Source organism: Fervidibacillus halotolerans, from assembly GCF_026547205.1.
GTDB classification, from domain to species: Bacteria; Bacillota; Bacilli; order Bacillales; family Caldibacillaceae; genus Fervidibacillus; species Fervidibacillus halotolerans.
Genome location: NZ_CP106877.1, coordinates 305,630 through 322,214 on the forward strand (window position 1 = coordinate 305,630; position 16,585 = coordinate 322,214).

A 16,585-nucleotide genomic window follows, 5' to 3' on the forward strand; every position below is an offset into this window, starting at 1 on the left:
GTACAGACGTTACGCTTAGTATTGAAAATTTTCGCATATATTCATTTGTGGCCCCTTGATTAGGGTTTTTTCTATTTTTAAAAAGAGATTCCCCCCTTGACGCACATATTCAAATGTTATATATTGTATTTAACAAATGTCAAATATTCGATTTGACATTTAACAGGAGGTGTGAGATGCAACTTGGCGAGATTGCCGAAATCAAGACCGGTTTAGTGTTAAGTAGAAAGAAGGCACAAATCGATTTACAGGCAAAAGCTACATATAAACTTCTGACACTAAAAAATATTAGTGACGATGGAATGTTTATTAATGATGAATTTGAATCATTTGTTAGTAATGATCGATTAGAACAACATTATTTTACAAAAAAAGAAGATATACTAATGCGATTAAATCAACCGTATACCGCTGTGTATATCGATCAAGATCATACTGGTTTATTAATTCCATCATACTTTGTAATTATTAAAGTCGATCAAACAAAAAGGGTTTTACCCCAATATGTCGCATGGTATTTAAATACGATACCAATTAAGAAGGAATTGGAACGGACCCATGCAGGCAGTCGAATACCAAGTACGAATCAACATGCAATTCGAAAACTGCCGATTTCAATTCCCCCGATTTCAAAACAGAAGATTATAATGGAGCTTTATCGCTTACATCAAAAGGAAAAAATGTTATATAAGAAATTAATAAAGGAAAAAGATTCGCTATTCAACGAAGTGACAAGGCAAATATTAGTCGATACGAATGAGGAGGAACGTTAATGGCTGAACAAATCACCCAAGAAAAAATTAACAGCGTATTATGGCAAGCTGCCGACACATTTAGAGGAAAAATTGATTCATCAACATACAAAGATTATATTTTAACGATGTTATTCATTAAATACTTAAGTGACACCTATAAGGAGAAAGTGGAAGAATACACGAAACGATACGATGGTGATGAAAAACGAGTCCAACGGGCATTATCAAGAGAACGCTTTGTTTTAGATGAAAAATCAACCTTCGATTATCTTTATAGCAAACGAAATGATCCGGAAATTGGCGAAATTATTAATAAAGCTTTGGAACGAATTGAAAATGAAAATGCTGGAAAATTACGCGGTGTGTTTCGCAATATCGACTTTAATAGTGAAGCGATTTTAGGGAAAACCAAAGAGCGAAATGCGATGCTTCGTTCATTACTGGAAGATTTCAACCAGTTATCGTTAAGACCTTCCCAACTAGGGAATGAAGATATTGTAGGAAATTCTTATCAATATATGATTGGTCTTTTCGCATCGGATGCTGGAAAAAAAGGTGGGGAATTTTATACACCTGCGGAAGTTTCAGAACTTCTTGCTCGATTAGTGAAACCAGAAGAAAATGATCGGATTTACGACCCAACTTGTGGTTCAGGTTCCTTATTAATTAAAGTGGCCAAACAAGTACCAAGTGGAAAAGTTGCTATTTATGGGCAGGAACGAAATGGGGCGACTCACTCACTTGCTCTCATGAATATGTATTTGCATGGGATTGATGATGCGAATATCGCATGGGGCGATACATTATCGAATCCATTACATTTGGAAGATGGAAAATTAATGAAATTCCAAGTCATCGTGGCCAATCCTCCGTTTTCATTGGATAAATGGGCGATGGGATTTGCCGGTGAGGGAGCCAACGATAAAAAGTTTAAAATGGAAGCAAGCCTTGATCCACATAGGAGATTTGAATGGGGTGTTCCACCGAGTTCAAAGGGAGATTACGCTTTTGTCCAACATATGCTTTATTCCCTTGCTGAAAATGGTCGAATGGCAACGATTCTACCGCACGGTGTATTGTTCCGTGGAGCAAGTGAAGGGAAAATAAGGAAACAAATCATTGAATTGAACTTATTGGATGCGGTCATTGGACTGCCAGAAAATTTATTTTATGGTGTTGGAATTCCTGTTTGTATTATGATTTTCAAGAAAAATCGTGTTCGAAAAGATGTATTATTCATTGATGCTTCTGGAGATGAACATTATCAAAAGGGGAAAAACCAAAACAAATTACGGGAACAAGATATTCAAAAAATCGTAGAAACATATGAAAAGCGGGAAACGATCGATAAATATTCCTATGTTGCGACATTAGATGAAATCAGAGAAAACGACTACAACTTAAACATCCCCCGCTATGTCGATACGTTCGAAGAAGAAGAACCGGTCGATATGGCAGCAGTAAAGCAAAACATCGCCAACATCAAAAAAGAACTGCAAGAAGTGGAAGCACAGATGGAAAAATATTTGAAAGAGTTGGGATTGTAGGTGAGACTTTTGAAGGTTAATACTGAAAATAAAAAGTTTATTAAAACTGAAATAGGAGCAATCCCAAATGATTGGGAAGTAAAAAAAATAAATGAGGTTGCTAAAGTAAATGCATATAATTTAAACAATCAAACTTCTGATGATTATAAATTTTTTTATTATGATCTTTCATCAGTAAATAAAGGTAAAATTTCTCATCCACTTGAAATGATTAAATATAGTGATGCTCCATCAAGAGCTAAAAGATTATTTAAAAAAGATGATATTTTGATGAGTACAGTTAGACCAAATTTACAGGGGTTTGCTTATATTGACTTTGACGCTAAGAATTGCGTTTGTTCTACAGGTTTTGCTGTGATTACTGCAAAACATAAATCAGATAGAATGTATTTGTATCAAACCTTGTATTCTCATATAATTTCAAATCAAATTAATAGACTTTTAGCTGGTTCAAATTACCCAGCAATAAACGGTAAAGACGTTGAGAATCTTAAAGTGCCATATCCAAAATACGAAAATGAGAGGGACAAAATTGGAAGGATACTATACACTTGGGACAAAGCCATTGAGCTAAAAGAAAAGCTCATTGAGCAGAAAAAAGAGTTGAAAAAGGGATTGATGCAAAAATTATTGACAGGTGAAGTAAGACTGCCGGGGTTTAAAGGGGAGTGGAAACTGATTAAATTGGGAAAAATAATGATTGAAATAAATGAAAAAAGCACAGTAAATAATCAGTATCAAGTATTATCAGTTACTAAAAAAGGTATTATTGCTCAAAATAAACAATTTAAAAAACAAGTTGCTAGCAAAAATAATATTGGTTATAAGATAATCAAAAAATATAACTTAGTATTTAGTACTATGAACTTGTGGATGGGAAGTTTAGATGTATTAACAGATTATGATATAGGAATAGTTTCTCCTTCTTATAAAGTATTCGAATTTAATCAGAATTGGATAACCCCCTTTTTTGCCAAGTATTTCATGAAATCTGAACATATGATATGGATTTATAATGTACATTCTGAACAAGGTGCTAGTGTTGTTAGAAGAAATCTTGATTTAAATGGATTGTTAAACACAGATGTAAAGATACCATCAATCAAAGAACAGAATGAAATTGTAAAAGTACTTTTGTCTTTAGAAAAAAATATAGAATTACTTGAAAAAGAACTAGAATCTATAAAACTCCAAAAAAAAGGCTTAATGCAACTTTTACTAACTGGAAAGGTTCGGGTGAAGGTGTAATGGTACACCCGCTTTTCCGACTTTCTGAAACGGAGGTGTCGATGTGACGACCATAAAAAATTACGATGAACGTTACATCAGTCAAATTCCTGCAATCGAAGTGTTACGGAATCTCGGTTATCAATATATTTCTCCAGAACAAGCGGATCAATTGCGCGGTAGCCAACATGAAGTGTTATTAAAACCAGTGTTAGAAGAAAAGTTAATAGAAATGAATTCCTATGAATACAAAGGAGAAGTGTTTCAGTTTAGTGAAACAAGCATTAAGCAGGCGATTCGGGATTTGGATGAGCCGCTCACGAATGGTTTAGTCAAAACGAATGAAGCGATTTATGAAACGATCCTAAACGGGAGAAGTTATACCGAATTTTTACCCGATGGTTCGAAAAAGTCGTTTACTATCCAATACATTGATTGGAAAAATATTGAAAACAATGTGTTTCATGTTGTGGAAGAATTTGAAGTCGAGCGGATGGACGGTCGTGGTACGGTAAGACCCGATATTGTCCTCTTTGTAAACGGGATCCCTTTTGCCGTCATAGAGTGTAAAAAGGCATCCATTTCTATAACTCAAGGGATCGAACAAATGATTCGCAATCAAGGAAAAGATTACGCTCCCCATCTATTTAAGTTTGTGCAACTAGTGATGTCAACAAATAAAAATGAAACGAAATACGCTACATGTAATACCCCGAAAAAATTTTGGTCGGTTTGGAAAGAAGAAAATGAAGAGTGGTTGAATTATTGGTTAGATCAGACGGTGAAAGACAGACTAGCTACAACCCAAGACAAAAACATCATCTCCCTGTTTCAACCTAATCGACTATTAGAAATTACAAAATTCTTCACCCTGTTTGATAAAGACGTAAAAAAAGTCGCCCGCTATCAACAATATTTTGCCATAAAGGAAATTATCAAAACCATTGAAAAACGTGACGAAAATGGGAATCGTCAAAGCGGTGTGATTTGGCATACGCAAGGTTCTGGAAAATCCCTTACGATGGTGATGCTCGCTCGATATATTTTATCTGAACTCTATCAATACCATCCGAAGGTCGTTGTTGTCACAGACCGGATTGAATTGGATAAACAAATTCATAAAACCTTTAGCCATTCGAGATTAAAAGCAAGCCGGGCGATGTCAGGCAATCATTTAGTCGATTTAATTCAAGACAACAACGCAGATATTATTACTTCATTAGTTCATAAATTCGATACGGCTTCTTCCAAACAAAAACCGGTCGAGTCGAAGGACATTTTTATACTTGTTGATGAATCCCATCGAACCCAATATGGGGAACTTCATATGAAGATGAGAAAGGTGTTTCCCAATGCGTGCTATCTTGGCTTTACCGGAACACCATTGATGAAAAAGGAAAAAAGTACATTAATTAAGTTTGGGAAACTGATCCATAAGTATACGATTGCAGACGCTGTAAAAGATAAAGCCATCGTTCCCCTCTTGTATGAGGGAAAAATGGTGGAACAATCTGTGAATCGTAAAGCAATTGATCACCGCCTCGAAATGATCACGAGAAATCTTAATGAAAAGCAAAAGGAAGAAGTGAAAAAAAGATGGAGCAAATACGAAAAACTCGCTTCATCGGAACAACGGATTTATTTAATTGCCGAAGATATTAATAAACATTTTCTGGAAAACTATAAAACGCAAGGCTCTCATTTCAAAGCAATGTTTGCAACGAATAGCAAAATCGAGGCCATTAAATATTTAGAGGCATTTGAAGAATTGGGAGACTTAAATTGTGCGGTCGTCATCTCACCGCCGGATCAGCGGGAAGGTCATGAAGTTGTTGATGAAGAATCAAAGGATAAAGTACTCAATTTTTGGAAACAAATGATGAACCGGTATGGCACACCAGAAAATTATGAAGATGCCATCAAAGATGAATTTATAAACGGCGATGAGCTTGATTTGTTAATCGTTGTTGATAAATTGCTCACAGGTTTTGATGCACCTCGGGCAACGGTGATGTATATCGATAAGCCCATGAAAGAACATACCCTTCTTCAAGCAATTGCCCGCGTCAATCGGCTGTATGAAGGAAAAGATTATGGGTTAATTGTCGATTACCGTGGTTTGTTGGAAAAACTGGACGAAGCGATGCAAATGTATTCCGGTGCAGGATTAGAAAACTTTGATCCGGAAGATTTAAAAGGTGCAATTTACGATATTATTAGTATCATTGGTTCCTTGCGTCAATATTATTCAGATTTATGGCAAATATTCGCTTCCATAAAAAATAAACAGGATAGGGAAGCGTTCGAAGTTTTGTTAGAAGATGAAGAACGGCGGGAACAATTTTACAACGTTTTAAGCAATTTTGGACGAAATCTAAGCATTGCTTTACAGTCCGAACGAATTTATGAGGCGTTATCATCGGAAGAACTACAAAAGTACAAGCGAGACTTCAAATTTTTCCAAGATCTTCGTAAAAGTGTGAAGATACGGTATTCAGATACGATCGATCATAAAGAGTATGAAGCGAAAATGCAGAAATTAATGGATAGTTATATTTCCGCTGAAGAAGTGATTCGTATTACAAATCCCGTCGATATTTTAAACGCGAAGGCGTTTGAGGAAGAAATCGAGCGACTTGGTTCTAAACGGGCAAAGGCGGATGCCATTCGAACACGCCTCACGAAAAGTATTCATACGAAGTGGGATGAAAACCCGGCTTATTATAAAAAATTTTCCGAGCTTATTAAAGAAACATTTCAAATGTATAAAGATAAACGAATTTCAGAAGCCGAGTATTTGCGTCGGATGGAAGAACATAGGAAGGAATATGGAAGTGGTGAATCGACGGAATCATATCCGGCTGTTATTAAAGAAAATCGAAACGCCCAAGCATTTTACGGAAAGACAAAAGAAATTTTAAGTAAGACGATTGATAGAAGAGCTAGTTATCATGCGGATGACCTCGGGGATCTCGCGCAAAAGATGGACGAAATTATTCAGTCGCACATTAAAGTCGATTGGCATACGAACTTGGACATTCAAAAGCGCATTGAACAGGATCTGGATGATCTTCTGTATGATTTTCAAAAAGAATTCAACTTCGAATTAGACTTTGATACAAATGATAAAATCATCGAAGAAATAAAAAAGATTGCTTTAAAACGATATTAAGGCGGGAGCAACATGGAAAAATATCAAATCGAATACGCCAACAAAATTATTGATTTCGTTGTAACACGAAAAAAGGTGAAAAATGTAAATCTCCATGTAAAACCTGACATGACGATTGAAGTGACTGCCAATGAACGTGTGCCGATTGATTTTATCTCAAATTTTGTAAAATCGAAAGGATCATGGATTCTCAAACATGTGGGGAATTTTAAAGAAGTACAACCGTATAAACAGAGTGAGCGGGAATACGTCAGCGGGGAATCGTTTAAATATTTAGGAAAACAGTATCGTCTTCGGGTGCAACAGACGTCAGAAGAAGAAATGGTAAAATATTTTCGTGGGTTTATATATTTGCATGTGAAGGATCCAAACAACTTCAGTCGGAAAGCAAAACTCATGGAAGAATGGTATCGAAAAAAAGCTCGCATTATATTCAATGAATCTTTGGAAAAAGTGTACCCATTCCTCCAAAAATACGGTGTTGAAAAACCGAAAATTGACATTCGATTGATGAAAGCTCGTTGGGGTTCGGCTCAAACAGAGAAAAAAACAATCTTGCTAAATTCTGAACTTATCAAAGCACCAAAATACTGTATTGACTATGTCGTCCTCCATGAACTCATCCACTTCATGTACAACGACCATAGTGAAAACTTTTATCAAATGTTGTATACGTTAATGCCGGATTGGGAAAAACGAAAAGCGATTTTAGACGAAGAGGTGGTAAGGGATTTATAACCAAGAATTAGTATAAAATTTTTAAAAAGATTGCTATAAAGTTGTGTGAATCCTCGGTATTCATCAACTAGATTAAGCAACGGAAGGCAGTTTCACTAGACAAGACTTTGTTTGTGGAGTTGCCTTTTTATTTAAATTATTAATGGTTTAAATCTGTTCGTCTATTTTGCTAAAAGTATCTTTATCAAAAGATACCAATGTTGATCAGCAAGATTATGAAATAGAAACACATTGGAGGAGTGAAAAAAGATGAAAAATATTTTTTCATATAATGTAGATACTAGAAAAAATGCATATGTCAATTGGAGAATGGATAGAGGTGAAAATCAATTAAAAAATAAAATTAAAAATATGATTACTATTGCGGATGGCTATATGAAATCCTCCTTAATATTGGCTCGACATGCTTTAGAAGATAATATAGATAAAAAAGCAGACATATTAATTTTTCCAATACTGTGTAGTGCAAATCATGCAATTGAATTATACTTAAAATCCACAGTTTGGACTCTTAATATACTCTTAAAAAACGATGAAGTATTTCCAAAAACTCATAATATTCGTCAATTATTGAGTATTGTTAAATCCAGAGTCAATGAATATGAGCATGATAGAAAAAAGAAAAATCAATTTAAAGAAATGATAAAAAATCTAGATATTTACATAGAAGAACTCTTTTCGAAAATAGAGAAAGGCAATTACAATACAAAAAAAGATAACATGGATTTCTCTCGATATCCTTTCGATTCAAAATTAGTTCCACATTTCTATATAGAGACTTTTAATAATGTTGTTGTAGATTTAGAGAATTTTATAAATAGATTTGAAGAAATAGAATACAATTTAAGCATTATTGCAGAACATTATTTTTATGACCACTTATTACATAAAAACGACCTAAACTTAATGATGCTAAATAAAAATACAAATGATAATAAAATCTTTTGAATATCACCCATATACTAAGCTTCGTTATTGTTTGAACAATGAATAGTTGTATTTGGCAAGAGAAAAATGTATAAAATGGCAAGCCTTTTTGTAGCCACCTGCAAACCCACTTTAGTATCGATTAGACACTGATTCTCTTAAACGATGACTCTCACCTTTAAATAAGATTAAACGGGAATGGTGAATGAGCCGATCTACTACTGCTTCCGTTAAAATCGGATCACCAAAAATATGATTCCATTGTCCAAACTGAAGATTGGTGGTAACGATGATGCTTTTTTGTTCATAACACAGGCTGATTACTTGAAAAAGTAATTCTGCTCCTTGCTTGTGTAAGGGAATATATCCTAATTCATCTAAAATCAGTAAATCGAGCTTTTCAATCTGCTTAAAAAACTTATTTAATAATCCTTTCTCATTGGCCTCTAAAAGTTGATTGACCAAAGAGGCAACAGTATAAAACTTCACTCTCATTCCATACTTGCGTATGACATTTAATCCGATCAAAGTAGATAGATAAGTCTTACCAACACCTACTCCTCCGTAGAAAATAAGATTTTCTTTTCTCTCGATAAATTTACCATCGAGAAGATCTGTTTGGGTGATTCCTTGCCCGAGTTCAATATCTTTCCAATCAAACGTTTTGCCATACTTGTTTGGCAATGTTGCCGATTTTAGTAATAAATTGATTTTCCGTTTTTCACGCTGGGCAATCTCTTGTTCGAAGAGTTTTAATAAATATTCTTCATGATTTCTGGCGTTAACTTCATGGTAATGTTCACGAATCCAACTCAGTTTCAATCTTTTGGCATATTGTTGAATGAGATCATTCATATTCGCCACCCCTTTCTGAGAACATGGCGGTATCATATTGGCTCATGCCTCTTACAACATTTGGCAGTTCCGGAACCGAATGGATCATCTGTAATGTAAAACGATCGCCTTGTCCAGAAATCAATTGAATATAGGCATGTTTGATCGTTTCTATTGAAGGGTGGCCAGAAGCCATTGCCAAATCTAATGCCTCGCTTGCTTTATGAAAATCATAGTCTTTGAGAATCGCTGAAAGGAGTTGTAATGCTTTCTTTTTCTCTTCCAATGTGCATGTTTCCAAATAATTTTGCCAATTGTGCGGAAGCTGCTCATAAAATGTACTATATTTCAAGGCCGTCGGTCTTTTAGCCATTAAAGCCAAATACGGCTGCCATTTCATGGACTTCATTTTTTCCCCATATATTCTTTCATGTCGAACAATGATTTCACCATTTTCATCGATGATATCGACCCGATTATATGTAATCCCGACCAATACGGTTTGACTAGCGAATCGGGGAGATGTTGAATATTTCTTGGCGTCGATCTGTATAAAACCATATTTATCTGCTTTTACTGTTTCATATCGAGTACATGTGTATTCTTTTGCAGGAAGACATAGGAAAGTAGCTCTTTCTTCTTCATGTAATTTTGCAATTTCTATCTTTTTTTCATAATGTTGTCGTTGATGATCCCTTTCACATTCTTCCCATAGCTGTCGATTAAAATCCTCAAGATTATATATAGTCCGTTCCGGAAGGAACATATTGTTCCTAATATACTTGACTTTTGATTCGACATGACCTTTCTCATTTCCGGAGTCAGGGTTACAAAACTCGTAAGCAAATCCGTAATGAAGGGCAAATTGTTGAAAACCTTCCGTTAAAATCCGTTTGCCATGTGGAAGTATTTTCTTTACTGCTGGTGTTAAGTTATCAAAACGGATTCTACATGGAACACCCCCAATATGATGGAAGAAACGCTTCAATCCTTCCAAAAAACATTCTTGGTTTTGAGATTCAAACACTTGCACATATGCAGCATTACTAGATGGAAAGGACATGACCAAAAAGGGGAGATCCACCACTTTTCCCATATATTTAAACGGAGCTTCCCCAAAATCAACTTGAGCGTCTCCTGGCTTCGCCTCAAGTGGTAATGCAGCCTCATTGCTTTCCTCAAGTAATTCCTTCTTGCGTTTTGCCACATATGCGCGTACAGTCCGATCAGAACCTTTAAAATTTTCGTTTTCTACCAACAGTTGCCAAATACGCTTGGCAGTTCGTCGATATTTCTTTTTCTTTTTTAAATCCTCTCTCAACCATTGATCCACAATGTCTTTTACAGGATCCATAACTGGAGCCGGTTGTGATTTTTTTATCTTTTTATTTGGCTGAAATTCTTCCATGTCAGCGTATTTTTTTACTGTTCGGTAATCTACATTGGTTCGCCTTGCGACATCAGAATAACTGCACCCTTTTCTATTTACTTCTTGTCTGATATACTGTATATCGGTCACTTGTAACATCTCCTTATCTTACCTCCTGTTTTACTAGTTCATCCAACAGGAAGTGTAATGAATTTAAGGGATGTTCGCAAGTGGCTATTTTTTTGTCTCCCTTCAAGGAGAACCTACATAAAAGGAGTGCCAAAACCTACATTTTTATAATGCCATAAACAGAATAGTAATGTTTTTTACTGTAACCGAACGAAAAAGTTTTGATATCTAAAGATAATTGACAGCTCCATTAATCCGTTTTATATCTAAACTTTGTATCAGCTATTCCTGAAATATAATTGATGAAAATGATAAAAGGGATAAATATTTTCTAAGTATGATTAAATTCTTATAAAAATGGAATAGAGCCTTGGTCATTAGTCGGATATAGGATTAAGAGAAGAGATATTTTTAAAATAAGGTGGCTTGCTTAACTACTAACATGTATATATTTAAATAATTTTGGAAGTTTACTCGGAGAAGGTGGGAGGTGCATAAGTTGTCTAATTCAAATATACATGAACAATTAATTAAATATGGATACTTTTCTGAGCATATCCCTTCCTGTTTTAACTCGGAATTACTTTTTAAAAATTATAGATCTTTGGTATCAGCTATAAAGTCAGACAACTATAGTGAGCCGTTAACACTTACCATTTCAAAAAATGATAATTTTAGGAGAACTATTAAGATACCTAATCCCGAACAGCAACTTAAATTATTTGATTACATAATTAATAATATTGAAGATATAAAAAATTTCTTAGAAGGGAATAAACATACGCTTTCTAATCCTTTTAAGAACAAAATATTAAAATATGAAGAAATAGATTTTTTGGATATCCCGAAATTTAAAGATAAGCAAAATTTAGCTTCTGATTATATAGAGAATTTGATTAAAAAATTAAAAGAATCAATGGGATATAAATACGTTTATAAATTGGATTTAGCAAATTTTTATGACAGTATTTATACACATACAATTGAATGGGCAGTTATTGGAAAAGATGAAGCTAAAGAAAATTCTATAAAGAGAACATTTAAAAATAATTTAGGAGAAAAATTAGATTATTTTGTAAGAAATACTAATAATAGAGAAACATCTGGAATCCCAACAGGCCCATTTTCTTCTAGAATTATTTCCGAAATATTACTTAAAAAAATTGACGAAGAGATTGAATTATTAGTTAAAAAAGTTGATTTTAAATTTGTCCATTATGTTGATGATTATGAATTTTATTTTCGAAATGAAGCTGATTTTAATTTGGTTAAAAACAAAATTAGACGGATTTTCGAAAAATATCGATTAAGAATTAATGAAAGTAAAACTCAGCTAATTGAATATCCTTATCATCATAATACAGATCTGAAATATGAATTTAAGAACCAACTAGAAAAGTTTAAAATTAGTAAAAGAGTTCAAGATGCAGTACTAATATTTTTTAAAGCTGATGAACTATATGAATCGGGAGAGAAAGGAGCTTATAAATATTTATATAAACAAATTAGAAATGAAACCTTTTCTTCGGTTTGGAAGGAAATCGAACCATTTTTAATTGGTCATTTATTAGTGAAGCCATCTTTATCCCCATATATATTTAATTTAATCGATAATCATAAAGAGTTGGTAAGCAGTGATTTTATTAATGAATTAAAGACCAATTTAAATTCTAGTGTTGAAAATGGTCTAGATAATGAAGCAGGTGGTTATTCTGGATTTTATTAAAGTTAAAGTTTGATTTTCTCGAGCATGACATAGAGCATTTACTTAAAGAGACAGATGACGATTTATTAAGAATAATGATAATAGATTATGTAAATCAAAAACTAATTTCGTCAGAACGTATTAGGTCATGTCTGGATAATTTGCTTAGCACACTCATTGATTTTAATTTGCGTAGTGAACATTGGTTAATAATTTATGAGTGGGTTTATCATAAATGGTATGGTTATGAAAAAATACATGATAAGTTGGAAGAAATTGACTTTTTTAAAGCATTAAGAAATAGAAAAGTACATTTTTACTTTCCTTTTTCGATGTAGATTAATAGATGATATGGATTGATATCAACCACCTTAAACAACTCCGCATACAGCTCCTATAAGATTAATAGGAAGATATGATGGATGTTGGTAGGTGGTTTTATTTTTTGTGAGCTAGATTTGGAAGAAAAAGATTCTGAAATAAAAAATAATATTGACAAATTGCAGTTGATGAATTATATTGTATATAAATGAATATAAATGATTATAAATGAATATAAATAATCGAAAAGATTATCATATAAGGTGGAATGGTTTATGTATAGCGATTTGGAACATGAGATTATTTGGGTTACACAGGAAACACAAAGCAGGTATTTTAATTTGTACGATTTGATTATTCGTAAAATCCCTGTTCAAATTGAGAATGCAGATCTATACACTCTAGAAGAAGTTGCAGAAATATTATCTATGTCAATAGTGACGATTAGACAGTATGTACGTAAGGGAAAATTAAAAGCAACGAAACAATGGAAAAACTGGATGGTTTCATCCAATGAAATTGCTCGACTATTGTATATGAAAAAATATGGTGTCGAACTTGACAAAGATGAGGTAATGCTTGCCATTGTTGATGGTGAACTATATGAGGATAACAGTTACATATACCAATATCGAATTATTACAATTGATGACATTTTAAAACAGATAAAAACTCCATCAAGTATTGAAATCGATCGATATATTAGATCCATTTTTCCGAAAAAGAAAAGTTGTTGTATTTATATAGAGGCTATCTGTAATATTGAGAATTTTTTTAAAAGAACAGGAGATATTGAATTTAGTAATCTGAATAAATTAAATACTCCATTTGCTAATTTATTGCCAGATAATGAAGAAACAATCGAATTTCTTATTGAAAACGCTGGAAAATTATTGGAAGAAACTCCAAAAGATGCTTTGAACACAATAAATAAAAAATTTGGAGACCCTAATAATATAAAGACCACCTTGTCCATCTATAAAACCTTGCTTGAGGTATGTTGGGAATTGAAATTAAATAAGCAGGATTAAGAGTTCAATAAAAATATTGCAAGGATTAATAAATATCGAATTTTGATCGTTTCATCCAAAACCATTTCCAAAAAAAACAAAAATTGATCAGAATTTAGATAGGAAACGAAATGATAATAACGGATTAAATTTGAGGAGTCCCTTGCTCGACTAGTTAATGAATATTCTTTTAAAAAATTAGAAACTTCGGGAAAATTAATTTGTTTGAAAAGTACATCAAAAAATATGGGGCAGAAAGGGGGACAATATTTGGTTTAAACGCTTTTAAATGGAGAAGTAAAAAATTATAAAAACGATGTTTCTACAAATTGAGAAAAGGGGTGAAATAAGATAGCCATATTATAAAGCTTTTTTAGAAGAGGAAATTTTTTGAACTAGCAAAGGTCAATTGGAATAAAAAGGTTATGCCGTAAAACGTAAATGGATTTGTGAAAATTAATTTTTATCATATAAAGGGAGGAGAGATACTTTATGAATAGGTCTGAATTTTTACAAAAATTGAAGGGTATTTTGGAAAGTGAAGAAGGATGTACGACGAAAACAACACCGAAAAAAGGTGAAGGATTTGTTCCGTATAACAGATTTAATATTAAATGGGGTCAAGTTGATGCAAATAAAAGATATATCCGATTAGTATTTGATTTAAAACCAGGTACATTATCTGAAGAAACTTTTGCAGAAAAAACAGGTTTAACGATTACACCCCCAAGAAGAATAATCACTGGTTACAGATTGACTAGATCTCAAGATAAAGATGGACACGACATGCTTATCATCTTTTTAGAAGATTCATTTATCGAAAATGAAACCGACAAAGTACAAGCTATTCTTTCTTATGCAAAGGAATTTGTAGAACAATCAAGTTTTAAAACAAAAGCTAGTAGATAAAAGGATGATCCAGATGACGCCCAAACCATCTTACACTCTTTTCAAAGCATACTAATTTTAAAACGAATTTAACGTTTATTTCTAAAGCATCCCTCCATTTTAAAACTTCCACGTGATAAATATTGGATGGTGAGAATAAGACACTCTTTTTTCAATGAAATTTATTTAATTTTAACATCTTTCCGAAATAAGTCTCCCACTTCTAAACGAAGTGAAAGTGGGAGATGAATTTCGGTTAGGCGTAGGTATGAGTTGTCTCTTTTTTGTGTTATGATATACTCAGTATTATAAAAATGAAAGGCTGTTTTATCAATGAAATTAGACAATAATAACCATTCAGTGTTCTCATTGTATTATCATCTTGTTCTGGTTGTAAAATATCGCAGACAAGTGATTGATGATACCATATCTGACTATGCAAAAGATATGTTTGTGAGACTGGGTAAAAATTACAATATTTCCTTGGTCGAATGGAATCACGATCTTGATCATGTGCATATTTTGTTCAAAGCACATCCGAATAGCGAACTGTCAAAGTTCATCAATGCCTATAAAAGTGCAAGTTCTCGACTGATCAAAAAGCATTTTCCGCAAGTGAAAAGAAAACTGTGGAAAGAATATTTTTGGTCAAGAAGCTTTTGCCTGCTTACAACGGGTGGTGCACCCATTGAAGGAATAAAAAAATATATAGAAAATCAAGGTATGAAGTGATGTGGTGTCGATATGGCAAACAAAGCCTATCAGTTCCGTCTGTACCCAACAAAAGAACAAGAACAACTGCTCGCCAAAACCTTCGGTTGTGTCCGTTTCGTTTACAACAAAATGCTTGAAGAACGCATACAAATGTATGAAAAGTTCAAAGACGACAAAGAAGCTTTGAAAAAACAAACATTTCCGACCCCTGCCAAGTACAAAAAGGAGTTTCCTTGGCTTAAAGAAGTGGATAGCCTTGCGCTGGCAAACGCCCAATTGAATTTGCAGAAAGCATTTCAAAACTTCTTTTCTGGTCGTGCTGGATTTCCAAAGTTCAAAAACCGCAAGGCGAAACAGTCGTACACGACAAATGTGGTCAATGGCAACATTAAGCTTTCCGATGGCTATATCAAGTTACCCAAACTGAAATGGGTCAAGTTCAAGCAACATCGGGAGATTCCTGCCCACCACATTATCAAGGCTTGTACGATCACGAAAACAAAAACAGGAAAATACTATATTTCTATTCTTACAGAGTACGAACATCAACCTGTATCAAAAGAAGTGCAAACGGTTGTTGGGCTCGATTTTTCCATGAACACGTTGTATGTCGATAGCGAGGGTAAGAGAGCCAATTATCCTCGATTCTATCGACAAGCCTTAGAAAAACTAACCCGAGAGCAACGGGTGCTGTCACGCCGCAGGAAAGGTTCCAACCGTTGGCACAAACAGCGTCTAAAAGTTGCAAAGCTACATGAAAAAATTTCGAACCAACGAAAAGACTTTCTGCATAAGGAGTCGCACAAATTAGCGAAACTTTATGATTGCGTGGTCATCGAAGACCTCAACATGAAAGGGATGTCACAAGCCCTCCATTTCGGTCAAAGCGTTCATGACAACGGCTGGGGCATGTTCTCCTCTTTCCTTCAGTACAAATTGGAAGAACAGGGGAAGAAACTGATCAAAATCGACAAATGGTTTCCCTCATCCAAAACGTGTTCGTGTTGCGGTCAAGTCAGGGAGTCTCTATCGCTTTCTGAGCGTACATTCCGCTGTGAATGTGGATTCGAGAGCGACAGGGACGTCAATGCAGCAATCAATATCAAACATGAGGGCATGAAACGATTAGCGATAGCCTAACATGTTCTCGAACCGTGGGGCACACGGGGATTGCTCGGTCAACTTCCCATCATGAGATGGGATTACCCGAGAAGCCCCCACCTATAATCCAAGCGTAGGTGGTGGGAGT

General features: G+C 34.2%; 13 protein-coding genes. 11 read left to right on the forward strand and 2 right to left on the reverse strand.

Translation table 11 applies throughout. The features are described from left to right. Positions 1 to 176: 176 nt before the first annotated feature. The 6 genes from OE105_RS01360 (at position 177) to OE105_RS01385 (ending at position 8,387) form a co-directional block, all read left to right on the forward strand. Complete coding sequence (locus OE105_RS01360; RefSeq protein ID WP_275420952.1) at positions 177 to 773, forward strand: restriction endonuclease subunit S; 597 nt, start codon at positions 177 to 179, stop codon at positions 771 to 773. After that, positions 773 to 2,302: a type I restriction-modification system subunit M gene (locus OE105_RS01365; RefSeq protein ID WP_275420953.1), complete on the forward strand. Its 1,530-nt coding sequence runs from the start codon at positions 773 to 775 to the stop codon at positions 2,300 to 2,302. The genes OE105_RS01360 and OE105_RS01365 overlap by 1 nt, the downstream gene beginning before the upstream one ends. A 9-nt stretch (positions 2,303 to 2,311) precedes the next feature. Beyond that, positions 2,312 to 3,550 carry a restriction endonuclease subunit S gene (locus OE105_RS01370; RefSeq protein WP_275420954.1) on the forward strand — a complete coding sequence of 413 codons (1,239 nt, stop codon included), beginning with the start codon at positions 2,312 to 2,314 and terminating at the stop codon, positions 3,548 to 3,550. Between the two features lie 43 nt (positions 3,551 to 3,593). Continuing rightward, on the forward strand, positions 3,594 to 6,701 hold the full coding sequence (locus OE105_RS01375; RefSeq protein ID WP_275420955.1) for a type I restriction endonuclease subunit R: 3,108 nt from the start codon (positions 3,594 to 3,596) through the stop codon (positions 6,699 to 6,701). A gap of 12 nt (positions 6,702 to 6,713) precedes the next feature. After that, on the forward strand, positions 6,714 to 7,439 hold the full coding sequence (locus tag OE105_RS01380) for a M48 family metallopeptidase (RefSeq protein ID WP_275420956.1): 726 nt from the start codon (positions 6,714 to 6,716) through the stop codon (positions 7,437 to 7,439). 249 nt (positions 7,440 to 7,688) lie between these two features. Beyond that, complete coding sequence (locus OE105_RS01385; RefSeq protein ID WP_275420957.1) at positions 7,689 to 8,387, forward strand: HEPN domain-containing protein; 699 nt, start codon at positions 7,689 to 7,691, stop codon at positions 8,385 to 8,387. Between the two features lie 111 nt (positions 8,388 to 8,498). On the opposite strand, the gene istB is transcribed toward OE105_RS01385, so the two are convergent. Together istB and istA are read right to left on the reverse strand one after the other, a co-directional pair. Beyond that, positions 8,499 to 9,221, reverse strand: a complete 723-nt coding sequence (gene istB, locus OE105_RS01390) for an IS21-like element helper ATPase IstB (RefSeq protein ID WP_275416613.1) — start codon at positions 9,219 to 9,221, stop codon at positions 8,499 to 8,501. After that, positions 9,214 to 10,728 (reverse strand): IS21 family transposase, encoded by a 1,515-nt coding sequence (istA, locus tag OE105_RS01395; RefSeq protein ID WP_275420958.1) that lies wholly within the window; start codon positions 10,726 to 10,728, stop codon positions 9,214 to 9,216. Before istA ends, istB begins: the two co-directional genes overlap by 8 nt. A 469-nt stretch (positions 10,729 to 11,197) precedes the next feature. On the opposite strand from istA, the gene OE105_RS01400 reads away from it, so the two are divergent. From OE105_RS01400 to OE105_RS01420, 5 genes are all read left to right on the forward strand, one after another. Continuing rightward, complete coding sequence (locus OE105_RS01400; RefSeq protein WP_275420959.1) at positions 11,198 to 12,424, forward strand: RNA-directed DNA polymerase; 1,227 nt, start codon at positions 11,198 to 11,200, stop codon at positions 12,422 to 12,424. Between the two features lie 575 nt (positions 12,425 to 12,999). After that, positions 13,000 to 13,755: a helix-turn-helix domain-containing protein gene (locus OE105_RS01405; RefSeq protein WP_275420960.1), complete on the forward strand. Its 756-nt coding sequence runs from the start codon at positions 13,000 to 13,002 to the stop codon at positions 13,753 to 13,755. Between the two features lie 471 nt (positions 13,756 to 14,226). Further along, positions 14,227 to 14,643 (forward strand): hypothetical protein, encoded by a 417-nt coding sequence (locus tag OE105_RS01410; RefSeq protein WP_275420961.1) that lies wholly within the window; start codon positions 14,227 to 14,229, stop codon positions 14,641 to 14,643. A 312-nt stretch (positions 14,644 to 14,955) separates the two neighbouring features. Beyond that, a complete protein-coding gene (gene tnpA / locus OE105_RS01415) occupies positions 14,956 to 15,354 on the forward strand; it encodes an IS200/IS605 family transposase (RefSeq protein WP_275420962.1) in 399 nt (132 codons plus the stop codon). Positions 15,355 to 15,366: 12 nt separating this feature from the next. Continuing rightward, positions 15,367 to 16,476, forward strand: coding sequence for an RNA-guided endonuclease InsQ/TnpB family protein (locus tag OE105_RS01420; RefSeq protein WP_275420963.1), 1,110 nt, complete (start codon positions 15,367 to 15,369; stop codon positions 16,474 to 16,476). Positions 16,477 to 16,585 lie beyond the last annotated feature (109 nt).